Origin of the sequence: Variovorax sp. TBS-050B, assembly GCF_029893635.1 — a bacterium.
Classification (GTDB): Bacteria; Pseudomonadota; Gammaproteobacteria; order Burkholderiales; family Burkholderiaceae_C; genus Variovorax.
The window spans coordinates 26629-47314 of record NZ_JARXYR010000002.1 but is presented as its reverse complement, the minus strand read 5'-3'; the positions used below and the strand labels follow the sequence as shown (position 1 = coordinate 47314).

18 protein-coding genes are annotated in these 20686 nt (G+C 70.7%); 9 read left to right on the top strand and 9 right to left on the bottom strand.

What is annotated here, in order from left to right:
• The 4 genes from M2165_RS03020 to M2165_RS03005 all read left to right on the top strand — a co-directional run bounded on the left by M2165_RS03020 (position 1) and on the right by M2165_RS03005 (position 5114).
• Entirely contained in the window at positions 1 to 903 is a 903-nt protein-coding gene (locus M2165_RS03020) for a LysR family transcriptional regulator (protein ID WP_280813210.1), read from the top strand.
• Positions 904 to 912: 9 nt separating this feature from the next.
• Positions 913 to 1269 (top strand): DUF2946 family protein, encoded by a 357-nt coding sequence (locus M2165_RS03015; RefSeq protein WP_280813209.1) that lies wholly within the window; start codon positions 913 to 915, stop codon positions 1267 to 1269.
• Between the two features lie 117 nt (positions 1270 to 1386).
• Positions 1387 to 3561 carry a TonB-dependent receptor gene (locus M2165_RS03010; protein ID WP_280813208.1) on the top strand — a complete coding sequence of 725 codons (2175 nt, stop codon included), beginning with the start codon at positions 1387 to 1389 and terminating at the stop codon, positions 3559 to 3561.
• 14 nt (positions 3562 to 3575) lie between these two features.
• A complete protein-coding gene (locus M2165_RS03005) occupies positions 3576 to 5114 on the top strand; it encodes a PepSY domain-containing protein (protein WP_280813207.1) in 1539 nt (512 codons plus the stop codon).
• Here M2165_RS03005 and M2165_RS03000 read toward each other — a convergent pair.
• A complete protein-coding gene (locus M2165_RS03000; protein ID WP_280813206.1) occupies positions 5050 to 6273 on the bottom strand; it encodes a D-amino acid dehydrogenase in 1224 nt (407 codons plus the stop codon). The genes M2165_RS03005 and M2165_RS03000 overlap by 65 nt on opposite strands.
• 224 nt (positions 6274 to 6497) lie before the next feature.
• On the opposite strand from M2165_RS03000, the gene M2165_RS02995 reads away from it, so the two are divergent.
• The 5 genes from M2165_RS02995 to M2165_RS02975 all read left to right on the top strand — a co-directional run bounded on the left by M2165_RS02995 (position 6498) and on the right by M2165_RS02975 (position 10583).
• Positions 6498 to 7385: a transporter substrate-binding domain-containing protein gene (locus M2165_RS02995; RefSeq protein ID WP_280813205.1), complete on the top strand. Its 888-nt coding sequence runs from the start codon at positions 6498 to 6500 to the stop codon at positions 7383 to 7385.
• A 22-nt stretch (positions 7386 to 7407) separates the two neighbouring features.
• Positions 7408 to 8154, top strand: coding sequence for an amino acid racemase (locus tag M2165_RS02990; RefSeq protein WP_280813204.1), 747 nt, complete (start codon positions 7408 to 7410; stop codon positions 8152 to 8154).
• A gap of 94 nt (positions 8155 to 8248) precedes the next feature.
• Positions 8249 to 9160 carry a dienelactone hydrolase family protein gene (locus M2165_RS02985; protein ID WP_280813203.1) on the top strand — a complete coding sequence of 304 codons (912 nt, stop codon included), beginning with the start codon at positions 8249 to 8251 and terminating at the stop codon, positions 9158 to 9160.
• 109 nt (positions 9161 to 9269) lie between these two features.
• Entirely contained in the window at positions 9270 to 10253 is a 984-nt protein-coding gene (locus tag M2165_RS02980) for a ZIP family metal transporter (RefSeq protein ID WP_280813202.1), read from the top strand.
• A 120-nt stretch (positions 10254 to 10373) separates the two neighbouring features.
• A complete protein-coding gene (locus M2165_RS02975) occupies positions 10374 to 10583 on the top strand; it encodes a hypothetical protein (protein WP_280813201.1) in 210 nt (69 codons plus the stop codon).
• On the opposite strand, the gene M2165_RS02970 is transcribed toward M2165_RS02975, so the two are convergent.
• From M2165_RS02970 to M2165_RS02935, 8 genes are all read right to left on the bottom strand, one after another.
• Positions 10584 to 12035 (bottom strand): D-aminoacylase, encoded by a 1452-nt coding sequence (locus tag M2165_RS02970; RefSeq protein ID WP_280813200.1) that lies wholly within the window; start codon positions 12033 to 12035, stop codon positions 10584 to 10586.
• Between the two features lie 312 nt (positions 12036 to 12347).
• On the bottom strand, positions 12348 to 13337 hold the full coding sequence (locus M2165_RS02965; protein ID WP_280813199.1) for an oligopeptide/dipeptide ABC transporter ATP-binding protein: 990 nt from the start codon (positions 13335 to 13337) through the stop codon (positions 12348 to 12350).
• Positions 13334 to 14362, bottom strand: a complete 1029-nt coding sequence (locus tag M2165_RS02960; RefSeq protein ID WP_280813198.1) for an ABC transporter ATP-binding protein — start codon at positions 14360 to 14362, stop codon at positions 13334 to 13336. Before M2165_RS02960 ends, M2165_RS02965 begins: the two co-directional genes overlap by 4 nt.
• A gap of 10 nt (positions 14363 to 14372) precedes the next feature.
• Positions 14373 to 15257 (bottom strand): ABC transporter permease, encoded by an 885-nt coding sequence (locus tag M2165_RS02955; RefSeq protein WP_280813197.1) that lies wholly within the window; start codon positions 15255 to 15257, stop codon positions 14373 to 14375.
• Between the two features lie 21 nt (positions 15258 to 15278).
• Entirely contained in the window at positions 15279 to 16214 is a 936-nt protein-coding gene (locus M2165_RS02950; RefSeq protein WP_280813196.1) for an ABC transporter permease, read from the bottom strand.
• A gap of 24 nt (positions 16215 to 16238) precedes the next feature.
• The gene (locus tag M2165_RS02945) at positions 16239 to 17819 is read right to left on the bottom strand and encodes an ABC transporter substrate-binding protein (protein WP_280813195.1); all 1581 of its coding nucleotides are present in this window, start codon (positions 17817 to 17819) and stop codon (positions 16239 to 16241) included.
• A gap of 96 nt (positions 17820 to 17915) precedes the next feature.
• Complete coding sequence (locus tag M2165_RS02940) at positions 17916 to 19361, bottom strand: M81 family metallopeptidase (RefSeq protein ID WP_280813194.1); 1446 nt, start codon at positions 19359 to 19361, stop codon at positions 17916 to 17918.
• A gap of 30 nt (positions 19362 to 19391) precedes the next feature.
• Positions 19392 to 20555 (bottom strand): FAD-dependent oxidoreductase, encoded by a 1164-nt coding sequence (locus M2165_RS02935; protein WP_280813193.1) that lies wholly within the window; start codon positions 20553 to 20555, stop codon positions 19392 to 19394.
• Positions 20556 to 20686: the final 131 nt, after the last annotated feature.

Below are 20686 nucleotides of genomic sequence, written 5' to 3'. Positions count from 1 at the left end.
ATGCGGCTTCGCCACATCGAGGTCTTCAACGCGATCATGCTCACCGGCAGCGTGAGCGCGGCGGCCCGGCTCATCAACATCACGCAGCCGGCGGTGAGCCGCACCCTGCAGCATGCCGAGCTGCAGCTGGGCTTTCCGCTGTTCCAGCGCGCCAAGGGCCGGCTCACGCCGACCACCGAGGCGCTCACGCTGTATCCGCACATCGAGCGGCTGTTCGCGCAGCTCGACGAGGTGCAGCGCCTCGCGGCCAACCTGCGCGCGGGCAGCGACACGGGCGAGCTGCGCATCCTCAGCGTGCTCGCGCTGAGCTACGAGGTGCTGCCGCGCGCGCTCAAGGCCTTTCGCGAGAAGCATCCGGGCTATTCGATCACCGTCGAGTCGCTGCATTCGCCGCAGATCATGTCGGCGCTGCTGCTGCAGGAGGCCGACGTGGGCTTCGTCTTCAGCCCCGCGGTGCATCCCTCGCTGACGCAGGAAACGCTCGCCGACACGCGCATGGTCTGCATCGCGCCCAGGGGCATGCTGCCGCGCGCGCTGGTGCGCAACGGCTCGGTGGCGCTGCACGACCTGGTCGACCGGCCGGTGATCGGCCTGGACAGCCGCGACCCGGTCGGCACCAGCCTGAGCCAGGCCTGCCGGCAGGCCGGCGTGGGTTTCCAGCAGGCGGTGGTCACGGTGCAGACCTACCATGCGGCGCTCTCGATGGCACACCACGGGCTCGGCATCGCACTGGTCGACGGCTGCACCGCGCGCTCGGCCGATCCGGCCAAGGTCGACGTGCTCGCGCTCGAGCCGCACATCCCCGTGCCGGTGCGTGCGCTGCGCTTCGCGGGCCGGCCCGATTCGGTCGCGGTGCGCGGCATCACGCGCTGCATGCGCGAGGCGATCGAGCAGGCCGCATAATCGCCGCCCATGCACGCCCTTCGAACCCTCCGCTTCCTGCGCCGCCTGGTGCTGGCGTGGTTCGTGGGGTCGCTGATGGCGGCGGGCGCTTCGGCGCTCGTGAATCCGCAGGCGATCGAACTCGTGTGTTCCGCCGCGGGCGCGGTCAAGCTCGTCGTGCAGAGCGACGACGGGCCCGCCGAGATGGGCGTGGCCGGCATGCATTGCCCGCTGTGCATGGTCTCCGCACCGCCGCCCGCCGCCGTGTCGCTCGCGTTGCCCACGCCGCTGCCGCTCGGCCGCGCGCTGCAATCGATCCCCGCTGCCCGCATCGCGGCAGCCACGGCCTCGCCGCTGCCGGCGCGCGGGCCGCCGGCGCTCTCCTGAACCTCCGTTCCCGTTCCACCTGACGCGGCTCGCTCTCGCGTGCGGTGGTCTTCCGGTCGTTTCGCGGCCGGCGCCGCGCTTTCTCCTGCCGCGCGCGCCGCCCGCCAGAGAGATTCCATGCCCCGCATTTCCTCCGCCCGTCCCCTGGGCCTGCTCGTTCTTCTGGGCGCGGCCGGCGCGCCGGCCGCCGCACAGCAGCCGGCCGCCGCACCCGCGTTGCCGCCGGTCGAGGTCGTCGACGAAGCGCCGCGCCCCAACGGGCGGCTCGACCTCGACACGCCCGCCGACACCGCCAGCCGCCTCGGCCTCACGCCGCGCGAGACGCCGGCCTCCGTCACCGTGGTGAACCGCGCCGCCATCGAGGCGCGCGGCGCGCAGAACACGCAGGAGATCCTGCGCGCCATCCCGGGCGTGACCGCGCACGACGCGCCGGGCAACATCGGCGTGAGCTACCGCGGCTTCGGCAGCAATTCCATCGGCCAGCTCTTCAACGGCATCAACCTGCAGTACTCGATCGCGGCGCGGCCGGTGGACAGCTGGATCTACGACCGGGTCGAGGCCATCGGCGGTCCGTCGAGCTTCCTGTTCGGTTCGGGGGCGCTCGGCGGCTCGGTCAACTACATCACCAAGACGGCCGAGGCGGGCAACGACTTCGCCGAGGCGCAACTGCGGCTCGGCACGCAGAAGCTGCGCGAGGCCTCGTTCGGCCTCAACCGCCGCATCGCGGGCGAGGGCGGCGCGGGCAGCCACCACGCGCGCATCGACGTGAACCAGCGCGACGCGGACGGCTGGACCGACGGCACCCGGCACCGCGCCACCCAGCTCGCGGCCTCGCTGTTGTCGGACCTGGGCGGCGGGCTCCGGCACACGCTCGCCTACGAATTCCAGCGCGAGAACGTGGAGCGGCCCTACTGGGGCACGCCCGCTCTCAACCCGGTGGCCGGCACGATGCGCATCGACCCCGGCGTGCGCTTCAGGAACTACAACAGCAGCGACGGCCTCTATGCGCAGCGCGTGCAGTGGCTGCGCTCGGTGACCGAATGGCAGGCCAACGAGACGCTGCAGTTGAGGAACACCTTCTACGCCTACGACGCGCTGCGCGACTACCGCAACGTGGAGAACTACCGCTACAACCCGGCGAACACGGCCGTCATCCGGTCCGCCGCACTGCTGCAGCGGCACGACCAGGAGGTGTGGGGCAACCGCATCGAGGGGCTCTACCAGGGCCGGGTCGGCGCGCTCAAAAGCGACTGGTCCTTCGGCCTCGACTTCAGCGAGAACCGGCAGACGCGCTTTCCGAACAGCCTGCCGGGCACGGTGAGCACGGTGAACCCCTACGTCTTCGCGACCGAGCGCTTCTTCGAGGTGCCGGGCATGGTGCCGGGCTTCCGCCCCGACAGGAACAACAGGGTGCGCACCACCGCGCTCTACCTCGAGAACCGCACCGCGCTCGCGCCCGCGCTGCACCTGGTCACGGCGCTGCGGCACGAGCGCATCGATCTCGACCTCGTCAACCGGCGCACGGTCGATGCCGCGAACCCCGCGAGCTTCCACCGCGGTTACGCGCCCACGACCGGGCGCTTCGGCCTGGTGTGGGATTTCGCGCCCGGCGCAAGCCTGTATGCGCAGTACGCGACCGCGGCCGATCCACCGTCGGGCGTGCTCTCGACCGCCTCGTTCGCCGACGTGCGCAACAACAGCGAACTCACCACGGGCCGGCAGGTGGAGCTGGGCACCAAGCTCGACTTCTGGCAGGGCAAGGGCAGCGCCACGCTCGCGGCCTACGACATCCGGCGCAAGAACATCGCGACGCAGGACCCGGCCAACAGCGCGCTCACGGTGCTGGTGGGCGAGCAGTCCTCGCGCGGCGTGGAGCTGGCCCTGGGCCTGCAGCCCACGCCGCGGTGGTCGCTGCAGGGCAACCTGAGCTACGTGGATGCGCGCTACGAGCGCTTCGTGCAGGGCGGTGTCTCGCTCGCGGGCCGCACGCCGACCAACACGCCGGCGGTGGTCGCGAACCTCTGGGTCTCCTACGCCTTCACGCCGGAACTTCAGGCCAGCGTGGGCGTGCGGCATGTGGGCAAGGTGTATGCCGATGCGGCCAACACGGTGAACTGGCCGGGCTACACGCTGCTCGACCTGGGGCTGAGCTGGAAGGTCAACCGCGCCGTCACGCTGGTCGGCCGCATCCGCAACGCGACCGACCGCCTCTACGCCGCGAACGTGGGCACCGCTTTCGCCTACCTCGGTGCGCCGCGCACGGCGGACCTGTCGCTGCGCGTCGCGTTCTGAGCCGGGAGCGCACCATGCACCTCAAGCGCTGGTTGTTCCTGGTCCACCGCTGGCTCGGCGTGCTCGCCTGCGCCTTCTTCGCGATGTGGTTCGTCTCGGGCGTGGTGATGATGTACGTGGGCTACCCCAAGCTCACCGAGGCCGAGCGGCTGCGGCACCTGCCCGTGCTCGACGCCGCCGCGCCGCTGCTGGGGCCGCGGCAGGCGCTCGATGCGGCGGGCATGGCGGGGCCGCTGCGCTCGCTGCGCCTGGCGGCGGCGAGCGGCGGCCGCGCGGTGTACCTGGCCGAGCCGGCTTCCGGCCGCGGCGTGGCCGTCGTCGATGCGCAGACGGGTGCGCTGCTGCAGGCGGTCGACCGCGCGCATGCGCTCGCGAGTGCGCGTGCCTATGCGGGCGAGGGCGTGGCGGTCGCGCACCGCGGCACCATCGGCGAGGATGCGTTCACCCATTCGCGCGCGCTCGACCGGCACCGTCCGCTGCACGTGGTCGACCTGGCCGATGCCGAGTCGACGCGGCTCTACGTCTCGGGCAGCACCGGCGAAGTGGTGCGCGATGCGCCGCGCGCCGAGCGGCTCTGGAACTACGCGGGCGCCTGGATCCACTGGCTCTATCCGCTGCGCGGCGGTGCGCTCGACCCCTACTGGGCCGACATCGTCAACTGTCTGTCGATCGCCGGCATCGCGCTGGCGCTGACCGGCACGGTGGTGGGCGTGATGCGCTGGCGCTTTCGCCGCGCGTACCGCAGCGGCTCGCATTCGCCCTACCAGGGCTTCATGATGCGCTGGCATCACGTCACGGGGCTCCTGTTCGCGCTCGTCACGCTGACGTGGATCTTCAGCGGCCTGATGTCGATGAACCCCTGGCGCATCTTCGACAGCGGCGCGCCGGCGCTGCGCCTCGAGGCGATGAACGGCGGGCCGCTGACGGTCGCCGCCGACGATGCCACGCCCGCGGCATTGCTGGCCGCCACCGGCGGCGGCGTGCGCGAGCTGCGCTGGGTCCGCGTCGCCGGACGGTCGCTGGTGCTCGCGAGCGGTGCCGGCGGCCGCCCGCTGGTGCGCGATGCCCGCAGCGCCGCGCCGCACCTGCTCGATCCCGGCGAGCTGCGCGGCGCCGTCGCCCGCCTGCTGCCCGATCCGGTGCAGCGCATCGAGGTGCTGCACGCCTACGACAGCCACTACTACGCCCGCGAGGCGCACACCATGACCGGCGGCAACGAGCGGCCGCTGCCGGTCTGGCGCGTGGTGTTCGGCGACGCGCATGCGACCTGGGTGCACGTCGATCCGCAGACCGGGGCGGTGCTCGGCCGCTCCGACAGCCTGCGGCGCCTGAGCCGCTGGCTGTTCGCGATGCTGCACAGCTGGGACTGGCTGCCGCTGCTCGAACGCCGGCCGGCGTGGGACCTGCTGCTGATCGCGCTGAGCGCGGGCGGCACGCTGCTGAGCCTGACCGGCGTGGTCATCGGCTGGCGGCGCCTGGGCCGCAAGCTCAGGGCGTCGGCGGGGCGTCGAGCGCCTGCGCGATCCGCTCGGCCGAACCGAAGGCCAGCGTGAAGCCCAGCGCGCCGTGGCCGGTGTTGAACAGCATGTTCGACGGCGCGCCCGCCAGCCGGCCGATGATCGGCAGGCCCTTGGGCGTGGCGGGCCGCATGCCGGTCCAGGGATGCAGTTCCTCGAGCCGGCTCGCCTGCGGGAAGAGGGCGCGCGTGGCGGCCGCGAGCGTCTCGATGCGGGTGGCGGGAATGCGCGCGTCGTGCCCCACGAGCTCCGCCATGCCCGCCACGCGCAGGCGCGAGCCGATGCGTGCGAACACCACCTTGCGCGCGCTGTCGGTCACGTTGACGTGCGGCGCCGCGCCGGGCGCGGGATCGACCTCCACCGTGATGCTGTAGCCCTTGAGCGGGTACACCGGCAGGTAGGCGCCGAGCGCGCGGCCGAGCCGGTGCGAGGCCGCGCCCAGCGCCATCACGAAGGCGTCGGCCTCCACGTCGCCGGCGTCGGTGCGGACCGCGGCCACCCGGCTGCCGCCGCGCGCGAAGCCGTGCACGTCGGTGCCGAGCATGAAGCGCACCCCGCGCGTGCTGAGCACCCGCATCAGCTCGGCGCACACCTTGAGGCAGTCGGCCGCGCATTCGCTCGGCGTGTAGACCGCGCCCGCGATGCGGCTCGCATAGCCGGCGAGCGCGGGCTCGATGGCCGCGCACTCGGCGGGCGAGACGATGCGCTGCGCGCTGCCCATGGTGCGCTGCAGCTCGAGCTGCGCGCGCGCGCCGTCGAGCGCGGCCTCGCTCGCGTAGAGCACCAGCTTGCCGGTGGCGGAGAAGTCGCAGTCCGGCGCGACGTCCGCCTGCATCGCCTCGAAGGCGGTGCGGCTCTGCGCCGCCAGCGCGAGCAGTTGCGCGGTGGTGTCGCGCGAGGTCCGCGCGTTGCAGGCCGCGAGGAAGGCGAGGCCCCAGCGCCACTGGAGCGGATCGAGCTGCGGCCGCAGCTTGAGCGGCGAATGGGGCGAGAGCAGCAGCTTGGGCAGCTGCTTCCAGATCGACGGGTCGGCCAGCGGCTGCACGTACGAATAGCTGAGCTGCGCACCGTTGCCGCCGCTCGCGCCCGCGCCCGGGGCGGCGCGGTCGATCACCGTGACCTGATGGCCCTGGCGCTCGAGCTGCCAGGCGGTCGCCAGGCCCACGATGCCGGCGCCGAGCACACACACATGCATGGGGGCAGCTTTCCGAGATGAAGACAAGTACGACGAATGTAGGCGCGCCCGGCGGCGGCCGGAAATGCCAAAAGCGCGGTCGCCCATAGCCAAAGCGCATGGCCCGGCGCCGGCCCGCGGCCACCCATAACCTTTGGGTATGGCCTAGGGTTCATTTGGAATTGTCGCGATGTGTCACTCCTTCTTACACTGGCCGCTCCGTCAACCAACTGAAGAAGGCACGCATGAAACTCTCCGCATTGATGGCCGCCGCTGCCGTGGTGCTGCTCACCGCCACCGGCGTCCAGGCCGCCGACACGCTGGCCAAGATCGCCGAGTCCGGCAAGATCACGCTCGCCTACCGCGAGTCGTCGGTGCCCTTCAGCTATCTCGACGGTCCCAACAAGCCGATCGGCTTCTCGGTCGAGCTCTCCAACGCCGTCGTCGAGGCGGTCAAGAAGAAGCTCAACAAGCCCAACCTGCAGGTGCAGCTGATGCCGGTCACCTCGCAGAACCGCATCCCGCTGATCACCAACGGCACCGTGGACCTGGAGTGCGGCTCCACCACCAACAACACCGCGCGCGGCAAGGACGTGGCCTTCGCGGTCAACCACTTCTACACCGGCACCCGCCTGCTGGTGAAGAAGTCCTCGAAGATCAAGAGCTACGCCGACCTCGCCAAGAAGACGGTCGCGAGCACCACCGGCACCACGAACGCGCTCGTGATGCGCAAGTACAACGCCGAGAAGAACCTCGACATGGACATCGTGCTCGGCAAGGACCACGCCGACGCCTTCCTGCTCGTCGAGAGCGACCGCGCGGTGGCCTTCGCGATGGACGACATCCTGCTGTTCGGCCTGATCGCCAATGCCAAGAACCCGGCCGACTTCGAAGTGGTGGGCGAGTCGCTGCAGGTGGAGCCCTATGCCTGCATGCTGCCGAAGGACGACCCGGCCTTCAAGAAGCTCGTGGACGACACCTTCACCGGCCTGATGAAGAGCGGCGAGTTCGAGAAGCTCTACACCAAGTGGTTCATGTCGCCGATCCCGCCGAAGAACGTGCCGCTGAACCTGCCGATGAGCGAGCAGCTCAAGGAAAACATCAAGCATCCAAGCGACAAACCCGCCACTTGAGCTCGCCCTGGATCGCGCACACATGACTCCCACCAACGTCGTCGGCATCCTCGGCGGCATGGGGCCGGCGGCCGGCGCCGACTTCGTGCGGCTCTTCGTCGAAGCCTGCGCGGCGCAGATGCGTGCGCGCGGGCTGCCGGTGCGCGACCAGTCCTTTCCCGAGCACTGGCTCGCGCAGGTGCCGGTGCCCGACCGCACGCAGGCGCTCGGCTCCGCCGATAGCGGCGCGCACCAGCCGCTCGAGCCGATGCTGCAGGCGCTGGGCCGGCTGGCCGCGCTCGGCAGCCAGGCGGTGGCGATCGCCTGCAACACCGCGCATGCATGGCATGCGAAGCTGCAGGAGCGCTTTCCGCAGGTGGAGCTGCTGCACATGGCGCGCGAGGTGGCGCGGCACCTGGCCGCGCAGGACGCGGGCCGCGTGGCGCTGATGGCCACCGAGGGCACCTACCGCGTGCGGCTCTACGAGCAGGCGCTGGCCGAAGCGGGGCTCGAATGCCACGTGCCGCTGGCCGAGGAACGCCGCGTCATCATGCGCGGCATCTTCGACGGCGTGAAGGCGGGCAACATGCCGCTCGCCGAAGAATGCTTCTCGCAGGTGGCGCTGAAGCTGGCCGAGCGCCACGGGCCGGTCACGATCGTCATGGGCTGCACCGAGGTGCCGCTCGGGCTGCAGGGCTCGGCCGCCGTCGCGGGGCTGCGCCTCGTCGACCCGGCGCAGGTGCTCGCCGACGCGCTCGCGCGGCGCGCCTACCGCGACGTACAACCCTGACGCCGGCCGGGGCGGGTCGATTTCGCCTACATTGCGGCGTGCGTTTTCCGCGCATGCCCCCTCGTTCGACGAATCATCCACAGGAGCCCCTCCCATGTCCCTTCGCGACGACAGCCGTTCCGACCTCCGATCCGACTTCGATTCGCTGCGCCCCGGCGAGAGCACCGCGCAGGGCGCGACGCGCCGCACCGCGCTCAAGGCCGCGATCGGCGTGGGCTATGCCGCCGCCGTCATGCCGGTGATGGCGCAGACCGCCATCAGCACCTCGACCGAAGGCCTCAAGGCCGGCCCGGTCAAGTACAGCGTCGACGGCTTCGAGGTGCCGGCCTATGCCGCCGCGCCGGCCGGCAAGACCGGGCTGCCGGTGATCCTCGTGATCCAGGAGATCTTCGGCGTGCACGAGTACATCGCCGACACCTGCCGCCGCTTCGCCAAGCTCGGCTATCTCGCCATCGCGCCCGAGCTGTATGCGCGCCAGGGCGATCCGCGCGGCTACACCGACATTCCCAAGCTGCAGGCCGACATCGTCTCCAAGGTGCCCGACGCGCAGGTCATGGCCGACCTCGACGGCGCGCTCGCCTATGCCAGGGCCAACGGCGGCGACGTCAGCAAGGCCGGCATCACCGGCTTCTGCTGGGGCGGCCGCATCGTCTGGCTCTATGCCGCCACCGGCAAGGTCAAGGCCGGGGTCGCCTGGTACGGCCGGCTGGTCGGCAACGCGAGCGAACTGACGCCCAAGCACCCGATCGACGTGGCCGCCAGCCTGCAGGCGCCGGTGCTCGGCCTCTATGGCGGAAAAGACCAGGGCATCCCCCTTGACACGGTTGATAAGATGAAAGCGGCCTTGGCAAATGGCACGCCTGCTGCCAAGGCATCGAGCTTCGTCGTGTACCCCGAAGCAGGCCATGCCTTCCATGCCGACTACCGCCCGAGCTATGTCAAGAGCGCGGCGGACGACGGCTGGCAGCGCGCCACGGCCTGGTTCAAAGCCAATGGCGTCGTCTGACCGACGACCCGGGTAGCCACACCACCGCCGAAGGCCGTCCGCGTGACGGCCTTTCTGTTTTCATGAACGACACCGGGCGCCTGCGCCCATCGACATTGCGCGAGCAGCTATGAATTTGATAGTGATCATCCTGGCCACGCTGGTGGCCGGCATCGGAAGCGTGTGGCTGGCCGCACTGCTGCTGCGCGTGGGCGTGCGCAGCGGCTCGGGCGGCTTGAATTCGCAGCACCTGCTGAGCCTGGCCGCCGGCGCGCTGCTCGCGACCGCCTTCATGCACCTGCTGCCCGAGGCCTTCGAAAGCCGCATCGAGCCCGCGCTGCTCTTCGGCGTGCTGCTGTTCGGGCTGGTGTTCTTCTTCCTGCTCGACAAGGCCGAGCTGTGGCACCACGGGCATGAGCACCACCATGCAGGCCACGGCGATCACGATCACGACGGGCATGCCCACCATGACCATCACGGCCATGCGCACGCGCATGCGCCGCGCGCGGGCGGCCGTGGCGGCTGGGCGGTGCTGACCGGCGACAGCGTGCACTGCTTCGGCGACGGCATCCTGATCGCGTCGGCCTTCATCGCCGACATGCGCCTCGGCCTCGTGGCGGCGGTGGCGGTGCTCGCGCACGAGGTGCCGCACCACATCGGCGACCTCGTCGTGCTGCGCCAGAGCTCGGCCAACCAGCGCGCGGCGCTCGTGAAGGTGTCGCTCGCGGGCACGGTGACGATGCTCGGCGGCATTGCGGGCTGGTGGCTGGTCGACCAGCTGCACGGATGGCTGCCGTACTTCCTGGTGCTCGCGAGCAGCAGCTTCGTCTACGTGGCGCTGGCCGACCTGATTCCGCAGTTGCAGAAGCGCCTCGCCGCACGCCAGACGGTGGCGCAGATCGCGTGGCTCGCGGTCGGCATCCTGCTGGTCGCGCTGGTGAGCCGCCTCGCCCATGGCGAGCACGGGCATGCGCACGGCGACGACCACGCGGGGCACGGCCATGCCGGCCAGGTGGAGGCGGCGCATGGCCACGAAGGCCACGACCATTCATCGCACGAAGGCCATGCGCACGAGCGCGAAGGCGGCGCCGGCGCGCCCGCGCACAAGGACTGAGCGTTCCGCCGGATACGTTCCGAAACCGACCGCGGCGCGGGGATTTGGGCACAACGGCCCAAAGAGGCGCAACATGGGGGCTCTCGCCCGTTTCGCCATTCCATCGCCGAGGAGCCGATCATGAAGCACGTCGACGCCAAGAAGCGTTCCGCCCCGCCATCGAACGAAGATGAGGACGACTCGCCCGCCGACGATTTCGACGAAGCCGATTCGGAAGTCGGCGACGACCTCTCGGAGACCGGCATCGACCTCACCGATGCCAGCGAACTCGACGCCGACAACGTGCCCGCGGACGAGGAGTTCGCGCGCGTGATGAACGCGCCGGATTGATCAGGCCGCGTCCCGCCGCACGATCACCTGCCCGTTCTGCGCCCCGGTGTGCGCACCGCGGTGCCAGGTGAGGGCGCCGTTCACGATCACCGCGTCGATGCCTTCGGCCGGCTGCGCCGGCGTTTCGTAGCTCGCGGTGTCGCGCACCGTGGCCGCATCGAAGATCACCACGTCGGCATGGTGCCCCGGCGTCAGCGTGCCGCGCTCGTGCAGCCCGAAGTTGCGCGCGGTGAGCCCGGTCATCTTCCAGACCGCGGTCTCCAGCGGGAACAGGCCGACGTCGCGGCTGTAGTGGCCGAGCACGCGCGGGAAGGTGCCCCACAGGCGCGGATGCGGCTTGTCGCCGAGCGGAATTCCGTCGGAGCCGATCATCGTGTCCTCGAACCCGAGCACGCGCTGCACGTCGTCCTCGTCCATCATGAAGTAGATCGCGCTGCCGGGCAGCAGGCGCCTCGCGGCCTCTTCGGCCGGCACGCCCCATTCGGCCGCGATGTCCTTCAGGTCGCGGCCCGCGCATTCGGGGTGCGGCACGCTCGAGGCGATGAGCACGCGGCCGTCGAGCATGCCGCGGTCGGTGCGGATCATGGTGGAACCGGCGGTGTAGGGATAGCAGTCGAGCCCGATGCACTGGTGGCGCATCGCCTCGCGGATGAACGGCAGCGTGACTTTCGTGCGCCCGAAGTTGCGCGCGTTCTGCACCTTGTGGTGCGACACGATCACCGGGATGTCGAGGGCGCGGCCGACGTGGAAGGTCTCTTCGAGCGACTCCATGACGCGGTCGCCCTCGTCGCGCATGTGCGTGACGTAGAGCGCCTTGCGCGCGCTGAGCGGGCGCGCGACCTCGATGATCTCCTCGGGGGTCGCCTTGGTGGCCGGCGGGTAGAAGGTGCCGGTCGAGAGGCCGATGGCGCCGGCCTGCATCGCCTCTTCGACCAGCGCCCGCATGGCGGCGATCTCTTCTGCGTCCGCGGGGCGGTCGAGGTCGGGCATGACGACGGCACGCAGCGTTGAATGGCCGACCATGGCGGCGACGTTGACCGAGGAGGGCGCGGCGCGCAGCGCGTCGAGGTACGCCGCGAAGGTGGAGAAGCGGTCTTCGGCCGGGGTGTCGAGCAGGCTCAGCGGCATCGGCAGGTCCATGTCGGCGCGCAGCGGCGCGGCGCTGATGCCGCAGTTGCCGGCCACGACGGTGGTCACGCCCTGCGACACCTTGAAGGGCATGCGTGCCTGCGAGAGCACGGCCTGGTCGTCGTGCGTGTGCGAGTCGATGAAGCCCGGCGCGACGATGCGGCCGGTGGCATCGAGCGTCCGCTCGGCCGCATGGTCCGCGAGCTGGCCGATGGCGGCGATGCGGCCGTCGACGATGCCGACGTCGGCCTCGAAGCGCGGCGCCTTGGTGCCGTCGATCACGGTGCCGCCGCGGATCAGCAGGTCGTAACGGGGGGTCTTCATGTCGGTCCTTTCTTTTCTACATTCGAGATGATTTGCGTCTGTTCAGGGCGCGTGCACAGGCCACCGGGTACTTCCCTCCGCGAATGTCCCCCGGCCTGCGGCCTCCTCCTTTATTTCGCTGCGGGAAGCACCCGGTGGCCTGTGCACGGGGCACGCTGTGGGTGCTCGCGGTCTGCGACGGCACTGAACGCGCTCAGGGTGATGGGGTGCCTTGCGCAGCGAAATAAAGGAGGAGGGCGAAGCCCGGGGGACATTCGCGGAGCAAGGCACCCCGTCGCCCTGAGCGTCGCCCCGAACAAGAACCCGGCGCCATCAGCGAAAGTGGCAGGCCACCCAGTGGCCGCCTTGCGACGACGAGGGACGTTCGCTCAACACGGGCGCCTGCACCTTGCAGACGGGCTGCGCCATCGGGCAGCGGGTGTGGAAGCGGCAGCCCGACGGCGGATTCGCGGGGCTTGGCGGGTCGCCCTGCAGCAGCAGGCGGCGCGCCGGGGTGCGCGGGTTGGGCACCGGCACGGCCGACAGCAGGATCTCGGTGTAGGGATGCAGCGGCGCGGAGAAGAGCGTGTCGCGGTCGGCGATCTCCACGATGTGGCCGAGGTACATCACGGCCACGCGGTGGCTGATGTGCCGCACCACGGCCAGGTCGTGCGCGACGAACAGGTAGGCGATGCCGAATTCCGCCTGCAGGTCCATCAGCAGGTTCACCACCTGCGCCTGCACCGACACGTCCAGCGCCGAGACCGGCTCGTCGCAGACGATGAGCTTCGGGTTCAGCGCCAGCGCGCGCGCGATGCCCAGCCGCTGCCGCTGGCCGCCCGAGAACTCGTGCGGAAACTTGCTTGCCGCTTCGGGCCGCAGGCCGACGCGCGAGAAGAGCCACTGCACGCGCTCGCGCCGCTCGGCGGCGGTGTCCGTGCCGAAGTTGCGCAGCGGCTCGGCCACGATGTCGCCGGCCGTCAGGCGCGGATTCAGCGAGGCGTAGGGATCCTGGAAGATGATCTGCAGCTGCCGCCGGCGCAGGCGCATCTCGCCGGCGGGGAGCGTCAGCAGCTCTTCGCCTTCGAGCGCCACCGAGCCCGAGGTCGGCTCGACCAGCCGCATCACGGACTTCGCGGTCGTCGTCTTGCCGCAGCCCGACTCGCCGACCAGCGAGAGCGTTTCGCCGCGCGCGACCGAGAACGACACGTCGTCGACCGCCTGGATCGCCGGCCTGGCCGGGCGCAGCCAGCGCTTGGGCGAGACGTAGTGCTTGCGCAGGTTGCGCACCTGGAGCAGCGGGGCTGCGGCGGTCGTCGTCATGCGGGCACCCCGGCGTCGTTCCATTGTTCCTCGACCGCGAAGCAGGCCACCTCGTGGTCGCCCCCCTGCGGCGCGAGCCGCGGGGCCTCGTTGCGGCAACGCTCGCGCGCATGGGCGCAGCGCGCGGCGAAGGCGCAGCCGCGCCCGAGTTCGTGCGCGGCGGGCACCAGGCCCGGGATCTCGTGGAGCCGCGCGCGCGTGGCGTTCATCGCCGGCATCGACGCCATCAGCGCCCGGGTGTAGGGATGCAGCGGCCGGTCGAACAGGTCGATCACGTCGGCTTCCTCGACCTTCCGGCCCGCATACATCACGACCACGCGGTCGCAGCTCTCCGCCACCACGCCGAGGTCGTGCGTGATCATCACCACGCCCATGCCGAGTTCCTTCTGCAGCCGCTTGATGAGCTCGAGGATCTGCGCCTGGATGGTCACGTCGAGCGCGGTGGTGGGCTCGTCGGCGATCAGCACCTCGGGGTTGCAGGCGAGCGCCAGCGCGATCATCACGCGCTGCCGCATGCCGCCCGAGAGCTGGTGCGGGTATTCGTTCACGCGGCGCTCGGGCTCGGGAATCTGCACCACGCGCAGCATCTCGACCGCGCGCTGCATCGCCTCGGCGCGGCTCGCCTTCTGGTGCAGCTGCACCGTCTCCGCGATCTGCCGACCCACCGTGAGCACCGGGTTCAGCGAGGTCATCGGCTCCTGGAAGATCATCGAGATGCGGTTGCCGCGGATCTGCCGCATCTCGCGCTCGCTCAGCTGCATCAGGTCGGTGCCGCGCAGGCGCACCGCGCCCATGTGGCGGCCCGGCGGCGTGGGCACGAGCCGCAGGATCGACAGCGCGGTCACGCTCTTGCCGCAGCCCGACTCGCCGACCACGCCGAGCGTGCGGCCCGCGCGCACCGTGTACGAGACGCCGTCGACCGAGCGCACCACGCCGTTCAGGGTATGGAAGTGCGTGCGCAGGTCGTCGACTTCGAGCAGCGGTTCGCCGGGTGCGAGCGCCGCAGGGGGCAGGGGAGCCGTCATCGTGCGCACCTCACAGTTGCCGCGCCAGGCGCGGATCGAGCGCATCGCGCAGGCCGTCGCCGAGCAGGTTGATCGCCAGCACCGTGGCCGCCAGCAGCAGGCCCGGGTACAGGATGATGTGGAACGCCACCGCGACGAAGTTGCGGCCCTCGGCCATCATGTTGCCCCAGCTCGGCGTCTGCGCCGGCACGCCGACGCCGAGGAAGGAGAGCGCGGCCTCGGTCAGCACCGCGGCGGCCGCGACGAAGGTCGACTGCACGATCAGCGGTGCCACCATGTTGGGCAGCACGTGGCGCAGCAGGATCGTCGGCAGCCGCGTGCCGACGGCATGCGCGGCCTCGACGTAGAGCTGTTCGCGCAGGGTGAGCGCGAGCGAGCGCACCAGCCGCACCACGCGCGGGATCTCGGGCACCGTGATGGCCACGATCACCGTCGTGAGGCTCGCGCGCGTAACGGCCATGAGCGCGATCGCGAGCAGGATGCCGGGGATCGCCATCAGGCCGTCCATCACCCGCATCACCGGACCATCGGCCCAGCGCACGAAGCCCGCGAACAGCCCGATCAGCACGCCCAGCCCCGTGGCCAGCGCCGCGACCGCGGCGCCCACGATCATCGACACCTGCCCGCCCCACACCGCGCGGCTGAACACGTCGCGCCCCAGCGCATCGGTGCCGAACCAGTGCTCGGCCGAAGGCGGCTGCATGCGCGCGAGCGGATCGATGTCCTGCGGATCGTGCGTGGCGAGCCACGGCGCGGCGATCGAAAGCGCCGCCACCGCGATCAGCAGCAGCGCGCCGACGATCAGCGTCGGATGCTTGCGCGCCCAGCGCCAGCGCGGCGGCACGAAGGGCGCTTCGTCGGCGGCCGGTGCGGCCGGCGTGGAGAGGTCACTCATCGGGAGCACGGTGGACATGGCCTAGTACTGGATTCGGGGGTCGAAGAGGCGGTAGCTCAGGTCGATCAGCAGGTTGATCAGCACGTACACGCCCGCCGACAGCAGCAGCACGCTCTGGATCACCGGATAGTCGTGGCGCTGCACCGAATCGATCACGAGCCGGCCCACGCCCGGGATCGCGAACACCGTCTCGGTGACCACCACGCCGCCGATCAGCAGCGCGATGCCCACGCCGACCGTGGTCGCGATCGGAATGGCCGCATTGCGCAGCGCATGCCCGAGCACCGGCAGCACGCCCAGGCCCTTGGCGCGCGCGGTGCGGATGTAGTCCTCGTGCAGCACCTCGAGCACCGTGGCGCGCGTCATGCGCGTGACGAGCGCGATGTACACCAGCGCGAGGTTCACGCAGGGCAGCACCAGCGAGCGCAGCCACTCGCCCGGCCCGTCGGAAAAGCGCGCATAGCCCTGCACCGGGAACCAGGGCAGCTGGATCGCGAAGGCGTAGATCAGCAGGTAGCCGACGAGGAACACCGGCACCGAGAACGCGAGCACCGCGAACACCATCACCAGCCGGTCGACCCAGCTGCCCGCGCGGTAGGCCGCGAGCGTGCCCAGCGGCACCGCCACGACGAGCGTGATCAGCATGGTCAGCGCGGCGATCGACACCGTCGGCTCCAGCCGCTGCGCCAGCAGCTGCGCGACCGGCACCTGCGTGAAGATCGAGGTGCCCAGGTCGCCGGTGAAGAGCTTGCCGATCCACAGCGCGAACTGCTGCCACAGCGGCAGGTTCAGCCCGAGCGCGGCGCGCAGCTTCTCGATGTCCTCCACGCTCGCGAGGTCGCCGGCGATGAGCGCGGCCGGATCGCCCGGCGAGAGGTGGATCAGCAGGAACACCACCACCGCCACCACCGCCATCACGGGGAGCGTCGAGAGAAAGCGTCGGACGATGTAGCCCACGGCGGAGTCCCTGTGCGGCGCCGGTCAGCGGTCGAGCGCCCAGACCACCGGCATGCCGGCCCAGAGCTTGTCCAGGCCCTTGAGGTCGGCGCGCGCGGCGAAGGCGGCCGAATACTGGCCCGCGTTGATGTAGGGCACCGCTTCGTAGGCGCGGGCCTGGAAGGCGTCGAGCAGTTCGCGGCGCTTGGCGGGCACCGTTTCCTTCAGCCAGGCGGTGCGCAGCTCGTCGAGCGTCTTGTCGCAGGGCCAGCCGGGCAGCGTGTTGCCGCAGGCGGCGCCCAGGTAGGCGTTGCTGATCGGAGAGTTCACGTCGAACTCGCCCGCCACCGTCACGTACATGTTCCAGCCGCCGGCCTCGGGCACCTCGCGCTTGGCGCGGCGCGCGCCGATGGAAGCCCAGTCGAGCGTCTGCGCATCCACGTTAAGCCCGATGCTCTTCATCGTCTGCGCGGCCATCAGCGCCTCGGCGTTCAGGTAGGGTACGTCGCTCGGCACCAGCAGCACCACCTTCTCGCCCTTGTAGCCGGCGTCGGCGAGCATCTTCTTGGCCTTGGCCACGTCGGCCTTGCGGTAGGGCTCGGCGCCGGCCGAGGTCTCGTTGGGGCTCCCGCAGATGAAGAAGGTGGGGCAGTAGGCCATGCGCATGTCGAGCGGATAGCCCATGGCCGCGACGAAGCGTTCCTGGTTCACCGCCTGCAGCAGGGCCTGGCGCACCTTCGGGTTGTTGAAGGGCGGATGCAGCTGGTTCATCACGAGGAAGCCCTGGTAGGCGCCGCCCGAGCCGATCTTCACGCTGCTGTCGGCGCGCAGCGGCGCGATGTAGTCGGGCTGCAGCTGCTCGACCAGGTCGACCTCGCCGCGCTTGAGCGCCGCGATGGCGCTGTTGGAATCGGGCAGGTAGAGCCATTCGACGCGATCGAACCTGCTCTTCTTGCTGCCGGCGAGGCCGTTGGTCGGCTCGCTGCGCGCCACGTAGTGCGGATTGCGCACGAACACCGCCTTGTTGCCCGGCACCCATTCGTCGCGCTTGAAGACGAAGGGCCCGGAGCCCAGCACCTCGGGCAGCGGCGCGGTGGCCGGCATCTTCGCGAGCCGCTCGGGCAGGATCACCGGCGGAAAGCCCGAGGGCTTGGCCAGTGCGTCGAGCACCATGCCGAAGGGCTCGGCGAGCGTGAGCGTGAAGCTGCGCGCGTCGGTGGCCTTCCACTCGGCGCCGGCCGCGGTCATGGCGCGGCCGAGGCTGTCGCGTGCGGCCCAGCGCTGCAGCGAGGCGACCGCATCGGCCGCGGTGACCGCGCTGCCGTCGGAGAACTTGAGGCCGGGGCGCAGCGTGAAGCTCCACTGCCGGCCGTCCTTCGAGGCGGTGTATTTCTCGACCATCTGCGGCTGCGGCTTGCCGCTCGCATCCTGCGCGAACAGGGTGTCGTAGACCATGTAGCCGAAGTTGCGCGAGATGTAGGCGGTGGTGAAGGTCGGGTCGAGGATCTTCAGGTCGGCATGCGCCACCACCTTGAGCGTCTTGGGCGCCGGCGCCTGGGCGAGCGCCGGCAGGCAGGCGGCGGAAAGCGCCAGGGCGGCGAGGGCGGCAAGCGTTCGTCGTTTCATCGTCGGTACTCCTTCAACGGCAGGAACAGATGGCAATTCGGCGCGAAACACCGCGGGACCGGGTTCTGCCGGGCCGCTGGTGTTGCCGCTGGAAGGTCAGGCAGCGATCGGCCACTTGGGCAGCCGCGCCTTTTTGTAGGGCAGGGTGTTGAGGTCGAGCGTCACGGCGCCGGGCGCGCCGGCGTAGATCACGTGCTTCGCGACCTTCGAGTACGAGGCGTAGAAGTGCTGCGACGACTTCACGACGACGATCTTCTTGGCGGCCAGGTCGCAGCCCAGCTGCGTGAAGAGGTCGGTGCCCATCGCCTGGTTGCGCAGCGTGATCAGCACGATCTCGATGCCGCTGGCTTCCACCAGCGCGCTGTCGCCCATCAGCGTGGGCGTGCCGGCCAGGCCGGTCATCACCAGGTCGTGCTTCAGCGCCTTCACCGTGCATTCGAGGTCGAGCGGGTCGCCCGAGAGCGGACTGATCTTGCCGCCGATGCGCATCGCCAGCCTGGCGCCGACGCCCGCATCGAAGGCGATGCGCACCGCGATCGGGTCCCACATCGGGCCGAGCGCTGCGTTGGTGATGCCGCGTTCGATCATGCGGCGCAGGATGAAGGTGGCGTCGCTCGCGGCGCCGCCGCCGGGGTTGTCGGCACCGTCCGAAATGACGACCGGACCGCCGTCGAAGGCCAGCGCCTCGTCGAGCGAGGCGTCGATCCCGGGGTAGTTCACCGTCAGGCCGTCGCGCATCGCGATCACTTCATCCGCCAGCTGGCGGGCGAGCGCGTCGGCCTTGGCTTGGTCGCCGTCGGTGTAGACCAGCACCTTGGTGCCCATCTCGGACACGTCGCCCCAGGAGAAGCCGTGCGTGAGCGAGATCGAGAGCACGCCGTCGCGGCCTTCGAGCGCCTGCATGCGTTCGACGAAGCCGCGCGCCGGCTCGCGCGAGGTGTGCACCGTGACGATCATGTCGCAGTCGACCACGGCCGCCACCGGCTTCACCTTGCCTTCGACCATCGCCGCGCAGAGGTCCACCAGTTCGAGCCCGCGCTCCAGCACGTCGGTGTGCGGATACTCCTTGAACGAGATCATCAGGTCGGCGTTGGCGACCATCTGGGGCGTGAGGTGGTTGTGCGGATCCAGCTCGGCGCCGACGACCACGCCGGGCCCGACGATCTGCCGCACGCGCGCCAGCAGGTCGCCCTCGCAGTCGTCGTAGCCGTCGGCCACCATCGCGCCGTGCAGGCCGAGCAGCACCATGTCCACCGGCAGCACCGCGCGCAGGTCGGCCAGCAGCTCGTCGCGCAGCGTTTCGTAGGCGTGGCGCGTGGTCGTGCCGCTGGGCTGCGCGCCGGCCACCATGCCTTCGAACAGCGTCCAGCCGCGCGCCTTGCCGCGCATGCGCGCCGCCCACAGCGGGCCCGAGAACAGCGTCATCGCATCCGGGTGCTGGCCGGCGGCGAAGTAGCCGCGGTCCTTGAAGGAGGCGAGGCCGGTGGGCATCGGCGCGAAGGTGTTGGTTTCGGTGGCGAGCGAGGCGCTGAAGACACGCATGGGAGGGCCCTTGGGTTGTGAGGTGTTCGGTCAGGCGGCCGCGGCGGCGGCGCGCAGCCGGCCCGGGCCGAGCATCTCGGCCGTGAGCCCGAAGTCCGCGATGCGCGCCGGCAGCGGCAGCCCGCGTGCGAGCGCGGCGCAGGCCTCGCCCATGGCGGCGGAGGTCTGGATGCCGTAGCCGCCCTGCGCCGCGACCCAGAAGAAGCCCGGCGCATCGGGATCGAAGCCGCCGACCAGATCGCCATCGGCCACGAAGGAGCGAAGGCCGGCCCAGGTGCGCGTGGGGCGGCGGATCGCGAGCGTGGTGGCTTCCTCGATGCGGTGGATCGCGATGGCGATGTCCAGCTCTTCGGGCTGCACGTCCTGCGGATCGACCGGGTCGGCATTGGCCGGCGAACCGAGCAGCATGCCGGCGTCGGGCTTGATGTACCAGCCCTCGTCGGCGCTGAAGACCATCGGCCAGTGCGCGACGCTCTGGCCCTCGGGCGGCGCGAAGATGAAGGCCGAGCGGCGGCGCGGCTCGATGCCGATGGGCCGCACGCCCGCGAGCTGCGCGATCGTGTCGACCCATGCGCCCGCGGCGTTGAGCACCACGGGGGCCTCGTAGACCTGGCCGCCGGCCGTCACGCGCCACAGGCCGCCGGTGCGCTCGATCGCCGTCACGCCCGCATCGCACACGAGCCGGCCGCCGGCCCGGCGCATGCCGCGCAGGTAGCCCTGGTGGATGGCGTGCACGTCCATGTCGGCGGCATCGGGCTCGTACACCGCGCCGTCGACCTGATCGGCGCGCAGGGCGGGCACCATCGCGAGGGTTTCCGCGCCGCTCAGGCGCTTCGCGCCGGTGTTCATCGCGCGCAGCACCTCCCAGTGGGCGTCGAGCTCGGCGCGCTGCGCGGCGCTGCCGACCATCATCGCGCCGCGCGGGGTGAGCAGCGGATGCTCGGAGAAGCCTTCGGGCGGATGCGCGAGGAAGGCGCGGCTCGCCATGGTGAGGGCGCGCACCTGCGGCGTGCCGTAGCTTTCCATGAAGAGCGCGGCCGAGCGGCCGGTGGCGTGGTAGCCCGGCTGCGCTTCGCGTTCGAGCAGGATCACGCGCGCATGCGGCGCGAGCCAGTAGGCGACCGAAGCCCCGGCGATGCCGCCGCCGATCACGAGGAAGTCTGCCGCGACCGTCGCGGGTGTGCTGGAGTTCATTGCCGAAAAGTGTAGGTACGAATTTGCGGATACGCAAATCAAAAATGAAGAACCAAGGGGAAACCATGGTGCACCCGAACGGTGAAATTTGCGTCCACGCAATTTGCGCATACGCAATTTCCGGGCCCGCG

Coding starts and splice junctions, on each gene's coding strand:
- M2165_RS02970 (WP_280813200.1), bottom strand. CDS start 12,035: ATGAAGACCCCCCGTTACGACCTGCTGATCCGCGGCGGCACCGTGATC.
- M2165_RS02990 (WP_280813204.1), top strand. CDS start 7,408: ATGACTCCCACCAACGTCGTCGGCATCCTCGGCGGCATGGGGCCGGCG.
- M2165_RS02940 (WP_280813194.1), bottom strand. CDS start 19,361: ATGCGTGTCTTCAGCGCCTCGCTCGCCACCGAAACCAACACCTTCGCG.
- M2165_RS03005 (WP_280813207.1), top strand. CDS start 3,576: ATGCACCTCAAGCGCTGGTTGTTCCTGGTCCACCGCTGGCTCGGCGTG.
- M2165_RS02980 (WP_280813202.1), top strand. CDS start 9,270: ATGAATTTGATAGTGATCATCCTGGCCACGCTGGTGGCCGGCATCGGA.
- M2165_RS02965 (WP_280813199.1), bottom strand. CDS start 13,337: ATGACGACGACCGCCGCAGCCCCGCTGCTCCAGGTGCGCAACCTGCGC.
- M2165_RS02995 (WP_280813205.1), top strand. CDS start 6,498: ATGAAACTCTCCGCATTGATGGCCGCCGCTGCCGTGGTGCTGCTCACC.
- M2165_RS02935 (WP_280813193.1), bottom strand. CDS start 20,555: ATGAACTCCAGCACACCCGCGACGGTCGCGGCAGACTTCCTCGTGATC.
- M2165_RS02985 (WP_280813203.1), top strand. CDS start 8,249: ATGTCCCTTCGCGACGACAGCCGTTCCGACCTCCGATCCGACTTCGAT.
- M2165_RS02960 (WP_280813198.1), bottom strand. CDS start 14,362: ATGACGGCTCCCCTGCCCCCTGCGGCGCTCGCACCCGGCGAACCGCTG.
- M2165_RS03015 (WP_280813209.1), top strand. CDS start 913: ATGCACGCCCTTCGAACCCTCCGCTTCCTGCGCCGCCTGGTGCTGGCG.
- M2165_RS02975 (WP_280813201.1), top strand. CDS start 10,374: ATGAAGCACGTCGACGCCAAGAAGCGTTCCGCCCCGCCATCGAACGAA.
- M2165_RS03020 (WP_280813210.1), top strand. CDS start 1: ATGCGGCTTCGCCACATCGAGGTCTTCAACGCGATCATGCTCACCGGC.
- M2165_RS02945 (WP_280813195.1), bottom strand. CDS start 17,819: ATGAAACGACGAACGCTTGCCGCCCTCGCCGCCCTGGCGCTTTCCGCC.
- M2165_RS02955 (WP_280813197.1), bottom strand. CDS start 15,257: ATGAGTGACCTCTCCACGCCGGCCGCACCGGCCGCCGACGAAGCGCCC.
- M2165_RS03000 (WP_280813206.1), bottom strand. CDS start 6,273: ATGCATGTGTGTGTGCTCGGCGCCGGCATCGTGGGCCTGGCGACCGCC.
- M2165_RS03010 (WP_280813208.1), top strand. CDS start 1,387: ATGCCCCGCATTTCCTCCGCCCGTCCCCTGGGCCTGCTCGTTCTTCTG.